We start from the raw sequence: 8,909 nt of genomic DNA on the forward strand, positions 1-8,909 counted from the left end.
ACCCTCCCTACTTTCCGCTCATACCCTCCCTACTTTCCGCTCATACCCTCCCTACTTTCCGCTCATACCCTCCCTAGCTTCCGCTCATACCCTCCCTACTTTCCTCTTTTACCCTCCCTAGCTTCCGCTTTTGGGCCACAGTGTCAGTGTCCTAAGTATCCAGTGGTAAGAACACTACCACTGGACACTGGATACTTAGGACACTCGCACCTTTGGTGCCCCTGTTCGTAAACATGGAATCCGCCAAAGGCGGATACTCTGGCCGCTATATGTGGCCTTCGGCCACACGCGGCCTGGTTGCGCTTCGCACAACAAAAAGCATGAGAGATTTCCTGGCTGCATCCGTCTAGCCGTTCGCTGATTGATCCCTGGCCCAAGTCAGGCCATCCATCAAGGCAACCTGCTGCGCAGGGGCTACGCCACCTTGACGGATAACCTGCCGTGGTCCTTATCGGGATCAGCGAAGCGGCGACGGAAAGCATGGGAAATCAAACCAGGCCCATGCCAACAGGGAAAATTTGAACCCATGGAATCAAAGATCTGCAATGCGGCCCCGAGGAAACAGGCATCTTCAACCACCTGTCCTCATGCCCTAAGAGCTGAATATCGTCCTATTGACAGTTGTTGCATGTTGTGCAACAATAAATTTATATGATAAAAACCATTAAACACAAAGGCTTAAAGCGGTACTATGAGCGGGGAGATAAAAGCAAACTACCCGCTGATCGCATGGCACGCATTCGCCTTGTGATGACTGTATTGGATACAGCCAATGAACTGGCTGATATTGATAGGCCAGGTTGGCGGCTACACCCCCTCAAGGGTGATCTGCAAGGGTTTTATGCAATTGATATTACAGGAAATTATAGGATGATCTTCCGCTTTGAAGACGGAGATATTTGGGATTTAGACTACACGGATTATCACTGAAAGGAGGACTGCCATGCCCATGTTTGACCCAGCACACCCAGGAGAGGTTATCAAAAGCGATATTGAATGCCTTGGGATCACTATGACCGATGCTGCAGCGGCACTCGGTATCGATAAGTCGATGCTCAGCCGCGTGATCAATGGTCACTCTGCAGTAACAGCAGAAATGGCCCTTCGGTTGGAAAGCGTCATTGGTGGCACCGCAGAGCATTACCTACGGATGCAAAATGCATATGACATGGCCCAGGTACGGCTTAAGAAGCCTGAACTATCTACACAATTGCGTCGTTTGACACCGATTAGTGGATAGAATAGCGAAAATTGTGTCAGTTGGTGAAACTAGGACGATGAAATCATGACGCCAGATGCAGCGTATAAAGCAATGCAGAGCGCTAAACATGACGAACAGATGGCTTATTCAGCAGGCATGCACGGACTTATGCTGTCCGGATACCAATACTCCCATCCCTCTGCTTTTAAAAGAGGGTTGATCGACGCAGGGAGAGATGATGACGGAGTTTTTTGGGTAGAGAAGAGAAATCAAGATACCCTTGAGTCAAAGATAGATCCACCAAAAACATATAGACGCCCTAATTGGTTATTTGTGTTCTCTTTTTTCGCTGCTGTCCCAATTGGTCAAATGCTTAGTGGCATTGATGCTATATCTGATGCTGCAGCCAAGAATGAAGTCACCGCCATAGTATTTCTGGCCATATGTTTTGCTTTACCTTTTATCTTAATCTCGTTGCTGGGTATATTTTTATCTGCTGTATATAAAATAATAAATCGCTATAAGTATTATTTTTTTGTAGCGCTAGGATGCATGGTTATAATTTGTTTTTTTGGAGGGGTATTTTTAGGTAATCTGCCGTAGTCCTTATAGGGATCAGCGAAGCGGCGACGGAAAGCATGGGAAATCAAACCAGAGCCACGCCAACAGGAGAAACCTGAACCCATGGGATCAAAGATTTTTGACGTAAGCGTAAGACCAACAGAGAACGGGTTTACAGTTTCATGGACAGACAAGTTTAAAGGCTATAACTCTGATCGCATCTTAAATATTGGTGGGGTTATACTTGGGATTATCTATATTAGTTTCTTTGTTTTGGCATTGCAGAGTGGAGATGATCCGTTTTCAGCAGCACTCTTTGCTTTTTTAAATGGGCTTATACCGCTTGCAATATTAGCCGGAATTTTAAATATAACATGGCGGGCTGAAACATCCGTCAAATTCACACGTAGTGAAGTCACCCTCAACGAGAATACATATTCAACTGATACAATATCACGCTTTGACTATGGGTTGCGGTCACAGCTAACTGGAAAAGAACCAGCCAAGCGGAAAGATGGATCATCCTTTAAAGACCCTTACATGGTTCGTATGTGGATCAATGATTTAGATGCAGTGACCATATCAACCAATGACCTACCACCTGATTACAATCACAAAATCCGTAATATTCTAGAAAGCACCCTAGAGGACGTGAAGGCGGAGCCAGGTTCAAACCCTGGCAAACGGCGAGTAACAGAAGAAACCCCACAGACTTCGCCTACCGATAGGCCACGCGGTATGCCGGATTATTAAATGATTGTCTCAATCACGCACAGGGATTGAGTGGAGATTAGCTGTCAATTTGGTGACCTCTAAGAATCCGTAGTAATATATCTAACCATTGCTTGCCCCCAGATATTATTAACCGCAATGGATACTCCCCCAATTGGTTCCCATCCACCCGAGATCTCTTTTTTAACATCCTGCTCAAGATTTTTGTAAGATTTAGCCACCACGATTTTGTAATCTGAAACGTACCTAGATTTCATATGTTATCCTTCTTCTCTGCCAGTCCTGAATAGACACCGCAGCCCCCGCGTGACAACGAATTGAGGGGGCCAGGTGTCCGACCTTGGGAGGCGTACCCTATTCAGACATCGCCATGAGGCGATACAGAGGCCGTACAGGCCGTTGTAGGGCTTGCCCCTACCCTTCCCCACCATCAACGCCGCCATCGCCCTCCTGGGGCCGCTGTGGCGCTTCTAACAACGCATCGATGTCCCATGGTCCAACCTTGGGATCCGCTTTGGCCATTTTTTCCTGGCTTTCCGCGATCCACGCATCCCATTCGACCTGGGAGATCTGGCCTGTACCGTTACACGTAGGGCATTCGTCCCACCGGGGGGGACCGTTGCCGAATATAGGATCATGATCGAGGATTTTCCCTGGCTGGTCGCAGTCAGGACATTCAGGCATTAAGCCTTTGCCCCAAACAAGCCGAGGAAGCCACGGCGACCCCCCTGCCCTTTTGTTTGATCTGTCAGAACCGCCATCGCTGCACGCATATCGTCGATATGTTTTGATAGGTTTTCCCGCTCTCTATCGCGTTCGATATCGGCGCGTTCAATCTGGCCGCGTAAGGCTTTAACTTCCGCCTCTAACTCCGCAATTTTAATGCGGTCTTCTAATTTTGGGCTATCGGTTTCCATCGGTGTTGGAACTGGTTTGCCCGACTGGTCTTGTAGGTCGAAGTCATACACCCTGGCAAGCTCCATGGGATCGATTTGCCAGTGTCCGCGATCATTCTTTGTTGCGGTTAAAGTGCCTGTTTTTATTGCATCTAATATGGTTTGCTTGGTTTTCTTGGCCATGGTCGCGGCCTTGTTCGCTGATAGTGGTTTCATTGGTTTTCTGCCTCTGGTCTTCATCGGTGTTAGAACTGGTCTTGGTGCCAGTCTTTGAAAACCAGTCTGCCACATTCATGGAACCTGTCAAACCCTGGTCAGGGTCAAGGAAAATAGGACCTACTGGACCGCATTTTCCTTGAGGCATACCCACCAAACAAGCTGGTTTGCGCCCTTCCGATATCATCGGAAGGGCCTGCCATGCGGCGAGCTACAAACGGCTATCCTGCCAGTCCACCCGCCAGACAGAGAACGGGTCATGATCCGCTGAAATGATCAATTTGCGGTTGGTGGCCCGCCGAAAATTCATCGAGATTTCATGCGGAAACTGGAGCGGTTCATAACGGATGCTTTCGGTCTGGTCTGTATCCCCTGATTGTTGACCACGTAGGCCACGGGTGGAACTCTGCTCGATCCGTGTGAGGGTTTTGCCCATGCGGTTCGATAGATACTCCGTGGTGGTGGTGTCCACATTGCCAAACGCTTCTAAAATCCCGGCGTTGCCCAAGAAGGTTTCCCAACTTCGGGGATACAGGGATTTCAACTGTGACAGGTCTTGCATGACCGTCCACAGTTTCACCCCATAACCAGCCATAAGGCCCGCTGCCGCCTCGATGTGGCGCATGTATCCGAGGGTTGGGAACTCTTCCAAGAGGAACAACACAGGCGGAGCGCGATGGCGCAATTGGCCCGCTTCAAGTGCTGCCATGGCCTGGGTGATAATCACCCGCAACCATCGGTAATGGCTGGCCATCCGAGAGGCCGGCAACACCAGGTAGACGGTCAGAGGGTGGGTTTTCAGCCGGCGTAAGGAATCCAGGCCGATATCTTTAGTAACGTGCGTCTTGAGGGGCGGTGAATCGAGGAAGGCGGTGTGTTCAACCGCTGTTGAGATGATGGAGCCACGCTCATTGCCAGGTTTGCCAAGCACTGATCCACCGACAGCCGCGATGGCACCATCAAGGTGGTCCATTTGTGACATGGTTTCTAACGCATCTTCTAGAGTGCGCTCAGAGCTATGGTCTTTCACTTCATAGGGGAGCGATACCAGTTTTCGTAGGTTTTCCAGGTTTGCGGGTGGCCCGCCGTCACGCTCACTCTGGACCAAAAACAGGATCAAACCGCGCAGCAGATTTTTGGCCGATAAGGACCAATGGTCGGACTTATCGTCGTTAGTTGTTGGGACCAATGCATCCGCAATAATGGCAGCATCATCGACAATGTTGTCATTGTCAGCCGTGACAATATCGGCCAACGGATTGAACCCACAACGCCACTTCCGGGCATCACCTTTCACCACATTGAACGGATCGAAAATCCGCACATCCTGGCCCAAATCTGCCCGGTATTGTGCGGTGTTTGTTGCCAGTTCTCCCTTGGGGTCGATGGCCAACACCGATCCTGTCCAGGTGCGCAAATTCGACATAAGCGAAGTTGTGGTTTTGCCCGCGCGCGATCCCGCCACTGTCACCACATGGCGCGGATCATCTAGCCCAATCAGCGTTCCGTCCTTGGTTTCACCCAACAGAATCCGCCCAGATTTGAAGGCGAACTCATGACCTTGCAACGCTTCTGCCGGAAGCCATTCCGCCGATGCTGGTTCGGTACGTATGTATGTCACAGGGTGGTTTCCTCCTGGTATCGACACCGGGAACCTTACCGGAATTTGACGTAAGCACATTAAGGAAATCTTTGGGAAGATTTGGTAACGTAGAGGAGAGTAGCGAGATATGTTTATACGATGTATAAACTCTCGATCAGGGGGTCTATCGCCACCCCCTAATAACCCAGCTCTGCCGCCCCTTTGGGTCGGTTAGAACGTTTGGCCGTTCAATCACCACCAAGGCAAAATCGGCCTTGGATACGATGCGAGAAGGAGGCACGGAATCCATGGCGCGACCGAAAATTGATCCTGCTTTGCGCCGTACCGCGCAGGTCAATGTCGGCCTGTCACCCACCGAACTTGCCACCATCAAAGCGAAGGCGGATCGAGCGGGAACCAATGTTACCGCCTTTATCCGCGCTTCCGCTGTTGGCAAGACAGTGACCGTCCAGGAAACCACCGGACCTGGTTTTGAAGACCGCCAGGAACTGCGCCGCATCGGTGTGAACCTCAACCAGATCGCAAAGGCGTTGAATGCGCGCCAGGAGGCTTTGCCCGCATCACTCATCGAGTGTTGCGAGAAGCTGGACCGCATCTTTGACGTTTGGCTAGCCAATGACGCCCAAGGTATCACGCGGAACAAGCTTTAAAGGCGTAGGGCAGTATCTGCTCCACGACAAAGCTGCCACAACATCGGACCGTGTGGCCTTCATCGATACGATGAATTTGCCCACGGCCAACGCCAACGCTGCTATCGCTCATATGATCGATACGGCCACTCATGCCGATGACATAAAACGGGCCGCAGGCGTGTCCCTTGCTGGGCAGAAACAGCAACGGCCCGTCTATCACTATTCCCTGGCCTGGCACCCATCGGAGACCGTCACAATGGACGTGCAGATGGAGGCCGCAAGGGAGTCTCTCAAGGCCCTAGGGTTTGACGATCGGCAGGCCCTTATCGTTGGGCACAACGATACAGAGCATCCGCATGTGCATGTGGTGGTAAACCTGGTTTCGACTGAGAACGGCAAATTCCCATCCCTTAGCAATGATCGGGTGAAACTGTCCGAGTGGGCGCTTGATTATGAGCGCCGCCGCGGTGTGGTTTTCTGCAAGGATCGTGAGACCAACCAGGCCGCGCGAGAGCAGGGCCAATGGGTCAAGGACGATAGCCCATCCCGCAGTGCCTGGATGGCCTGGAAGAAAGCCGAGACAAAGCAGCTATGGGAGGAGTACCGCAAGGATCGTGACGCGGCCAGGGAGGGCCGTAAGGGCCAATATGATGCATTGTATCAGCAACGCCAGAACCGTCTTGAGACCCGGCGCCAGGAGGTCAAACAGCTATTCAAGCCAACATGGCGCGAAGTGTTTCAGCGGCAGCGGGACCAACTCAAAGAGTATGATACCAGCCTGAAGGCCAGGATATCCCATGCACGGCGCGTCAAAGGATCAACGGTGGTCAATATGTTCAAAGCCTTGGTGAAGGACCAGGCGTTGCGTGGGGAGCTGGTGAAGTTCCATAAGTCCGAACTCAAGGACATCGGGAACCAACAAAACGCGGTCATTGCAGATGCAGCCCGTGAGGTGGTGAAGGCCTGGAAGTATGACCGTGATCAACTCAAGGATATGCATCGCCAGCAGGATCAAACCCGCCTTGATGCCACCAAAGAGAAATCACAATCGATTTGGTCACGTGATGGGAAAACCCAGGACAGACAAGCCTCTGATCGTGATCAAAAGGCCCAATCTCCCCGGAAATCTCTAGAAGACGTCATCAAGGGCGATCCTAAAGACAAGAAGGCCAGGCAGGAGCGGAAGCGGAAACGGCGGGAGCGAGACAAATCACGTGGGCGCGGCCAGGGTAGAACTTTGGATATGTAACGGAAATGAAAACAAAAATCAGATATATAAACTCTCAATGGGCTTCAGATAATCAACAAGGAGGCTGGTTTACTCCCCGCGAGGCAGCCCGCCAAGACGGTAAGATCGTGGGCCGAATTGACGTCAAAGCACTCTGCAAGGAACTAGCCCGTGTTATTTCCGAGTTGGAGGAGGATGGATATGAGGTGATGCAAATCATTGATGTAACGTCCGGAAAATTTGATTTTCGATCTAATGTGCCAGTGGCTATAGATCCCCCATATGCTGGTGGCTACGGTTACAGCTTTACTGAAGGCCTTATTGTGGTTGCAAAGAAAGCAGTTTCATAAGGGCGCGGCCAGGGTAGAACTTTGGATATGTAGCTGAAACATGGCCTCTATCATGGTAGCATGAAGGTCATAAATAGGATGAGAAAATGCTAAAACGAATATTTCCCGTTATTGCACTAACAGCTTGTGTCATTGGAGCAAACGCAACAAAAGCCCAGGCTGGGTGCGGTACAAATGATGAATGTAATGATCCATCGGTAACCGACATTGATGCGGGCGGGACTGTTGGCACAAACGATGGAGTATTCAACGACATATCATTAGGTGGCAACGAAGCTACTCATGACGGACCATTTGGTCCATCAACTGGCCCAGGTAACGGGGGGGACTGCATAGATAGTCTGTTAAACAAGGATTGTAATTTTGAGTATCAAAATTAAATATTACCATAAGTAAGTTTATTGGAATCATATTTCGGGTTCCTGATAGTGCGAACTAGTTTGACCTATCAGGAACTGCCCTTTACATTCTTGGACTTTTGATGAGAAATAAACTCACCATATGATGCACCAGGGTTTTCCTTTTGCCACGCTATGAAATCAGCCGATTTCTTTCGTGCTTCATCTGTCAGGGGTGGTGCTGATCCATCGCCCGTTTTGCCTCGTACCGATGAATGACTATCGTTCGCGTCGGATGTTTCACGGGCGGCATCCAGTGATTTCCATTCCCAATCGAACCGAACACCGACTATCGACCGCGCCAGCTTCTGGGGTGTGGCCTTCACCGTCACTGTGCCATAGTCGTTGATCTCCTCTATGGCGGGTTTGATGACGTAGCGATTGAAATCATACCATTTGGGGTAGCGGTCAACACATTGGACGACATGATGCAACTCGTCCAAATCGTAAACATGCCATGGCTTTGATGTCTGTCGTTTTTTATCAGACAAAGCAGCATAAAGAAGCTTGGCCGGACCCTTCATGCGGTATTTTACTTCTGCCTCAATCTTGGCAAATGTCTTAGGTGCACGGACAGCCTCAATCCCCGCAGGAGGCACAAACAGGCGCGCCAGTGACCCGCCTTCGGTGATCTGATATTCCGCAATCAACACCGCGCCCCACGGGTCGCCCTTGTACTCCCCTTCCAAGACTAGCCCCATAAGCTCTTTGAGCATCTTCCGCAGATGCACATTGTCACTGCGTCCATCGGGGTTACGGAGTTGCTTCGTAGGGATCTCCAGCCATACGCCGTTTTCATGGTTGGCCGGGATGCGGCGGCGGTCAACCTCGTTGGCTATCTCCCAAATGATCACCACCTGCGAAGGCTTCAAGCGCATGGACTTGGCGGATGGAATCAACATCGCAGATGAGACGGTAATCGTAGACATGCTGAACAGATTAGCGGAATTGCCACGGCGCGGAAGCGGAAAATATAAGGTTATCCACACTTCACTTTTCCGTCGATAACCCTCCCTACTTTCCGCTCATACCCTCCCTACTTTCCGCTCATACCCTCCCTACTTTCCGCTCATACCCTCCCTAGCTTCCGCT

At 50.7% G+C, this 8,909-nt stretch carries 11 protein-coding genes; 7 read left to right on the forward strand and 4 right to left on the reverse strand.

Going from position 1 to position 8,909, the window contains the following annotated elements; all coding sequences use genetic code 11:
- Positions 1 to 651 precede the first annotated feature (651 nt).
- The 4 genes from ACP153_RS22840 to ACP153_RS22855 all read left to right on the forward strand — a co-directional run bounded on the left by ACP153_RS22840 (position 652) and on the right by ACP153_RS22855 (position 2,515).
- Entirely contained in the window at positions 652 to 930 is a 279-nt protein-coding gene (locus ACP153_RS22840; protein ID WP_424973324.1) for a type II toxin-antitoxin system RelE/ParE family toxin, read from the forward strand.
- A 13-nt stretch (positions 931 to 943) separates the two neighbouring features.
- The gene (locus ACP153_RS22845; RefSeq protein ID WP_424973325.1) at positions 944 to 1,240 is read left to right on the forward strand and encodes a HigA family addiction module antitoxin; all 297 of its coding nucleotides are present in this window, start codon (positions 944 to 946) and stop codon (positions 1,238 to 1,240) included.
- Between the two features lie 45 nt (positions 1,241 to 1,285).
- Positions 1,286 to 1,804 carry a hypothetical protein gene (locus ACP153_RS22850; protein ID WP_424973326.1) on the forward strand — a complete coding sequence of 173 codons (519 nt, stop codon included), beginning with the start codon at positions 1,286 to 1,288 and terminating at the stop codon, positions 1,802 to 1,804.
- An 81-nt stretch (positions 1,805 to 1,885) separates the two neighbouring features.
- Positions 1,886 to 2,515 carry a hypothetical protein gene (locus ACP153_RS22855; RefSeq protein WP_424973327.1) on the forward strand — a complete coding sequence of 210 codons (630 nt, stop codon included), beginning with the start codon at positions 1,886 to 1,888 and terminating at the stop codon, positions 2,513 to 2,515.
- A gap of 59 nt (positions 2,516 to 2,574) precedes the next feature.
- On the opposite strand, the gene ACP153_RS22860 is transcribed toward ACP153_RS22855, so the two are convergent.
- The 3 genes from ACP153_RS22860 to ACP153_RS22870 all read right to left on the reverse strand — a co-directional run bounded on the left by ACP153_RS22860 (position 2,575) and on the right by ACP153_RS22870 (position 5,227).
- Complete coding sequence (locus ACP153_RS22860) at positions 2,575 to 2,751, reverse strand: DUF1737 domain-containing protein (protein WP_424973328.1); 177 nt, start codon at positions 2,749 to 2,751, stop codon at positions 2,575 to 2,577.
- Between the two features lie 426 nt (positions 2,752 to 3,177).
- Positions 3,178 to 3,573 carry a hypothetical protein gene (locus tag ACP153_RS22865; RefSeq protein WP_424973329.1) on the reverse strand — a complete coding sequence of 132 codons (396 nt, stop codon included), beginning with the start codon at positions 3,571 to 3,573 and terminating at the stop codon, positions 3,178 to 3,180.
- A gap of 244 nt (positions 3,574 to 3,817) precedes the next feature.
- Positions 3,818 to 5,227, reverse strand: coding sequence for a type IV secretory system conjugative DNA transfer family protein (locus ACP153_RS22870; protein WP_424973330.1), 1,410 nt, complete (start codon positions 5,225 to 5,227; stop codon positions 3,818 to 3,820).
- Between the two features lie 269 nt (positions 5,228 to 5,496).
- Between ACP153_RS22870 and ACP153_RS22875 the strand changes: the two genes are divergently transcribed.
- From ACP153_RS22875 to ACP153_RS22885, 3 genes are read left to right on the forward strand one after another with little or no spacing between them, the layout of a single operon-like run.
- Positions 5,497 to 5,859, forward strand: coding sequence for a plasmid mobilization protein (locus ACP153_RS22875; RefSeq protein WP_424973331.1), 363 nt, complete (start codon positions 5,497 to 5,499; stop codon positions 5,857 to 5,859).
- A complete protein-coding gene (locus ACP153_RS22880; RefSeq protein ID WP_424973332.1) occupies positions 5,825 to 7,090 on the forward strand; it encodes a relaxase/mobilization nuclease domain-containing protein in 1,266 nt (421 codons plus the stop codon). The genes ACP153_RS22875 and ACP153_RS22880 overlap by 35 nt, the downstream gene beginning before the upstream one ends.
- A gap of 5 nt (positions 7,091 to 7,095) precedes the next feature.
- Positions 7,096 to 7,419: a hypothetical protein gene (locus ACP153_RS22885; RefSeq protein ID WP_424973333.1), complete on the forward strand. Its 324-nt coding sequence runs from the start codon at positions 7,096 to 7,098 to the stop codon at positions 7,417 to 7,419.
- Between the two features lie 448 nt (positions 7,420 to 7,867).
- Here ACP153_RS22885 and ACP153_RS22890 read toward each other — a convergent pair whose 3' ends face one another.
- Positions 7,868 to 8,746 (reverse strand): hypothetical protein, encoded by an 879-nt coding sequence (locus tag ACP153_RS22890; protein WP_424973334.1) that lies wholly within the window; start codon positions 8,744 to 8,746, stop codon positions 7,868 to 7,870.
- Positions 8,747 to 8,909: the final 163 nt, after the last annotated feature.

This window comes from Dinoroseobacter sp. S76, from assembly GCF_049801095.1.
In the GTDB taxonomy this organism is placed as follows: domain Bacteria; phylum Pseudomonadota; class Alphaproteobacteria; order Rhodobacterales; family Rhodobacteraceae; genus Dinoroseobacter.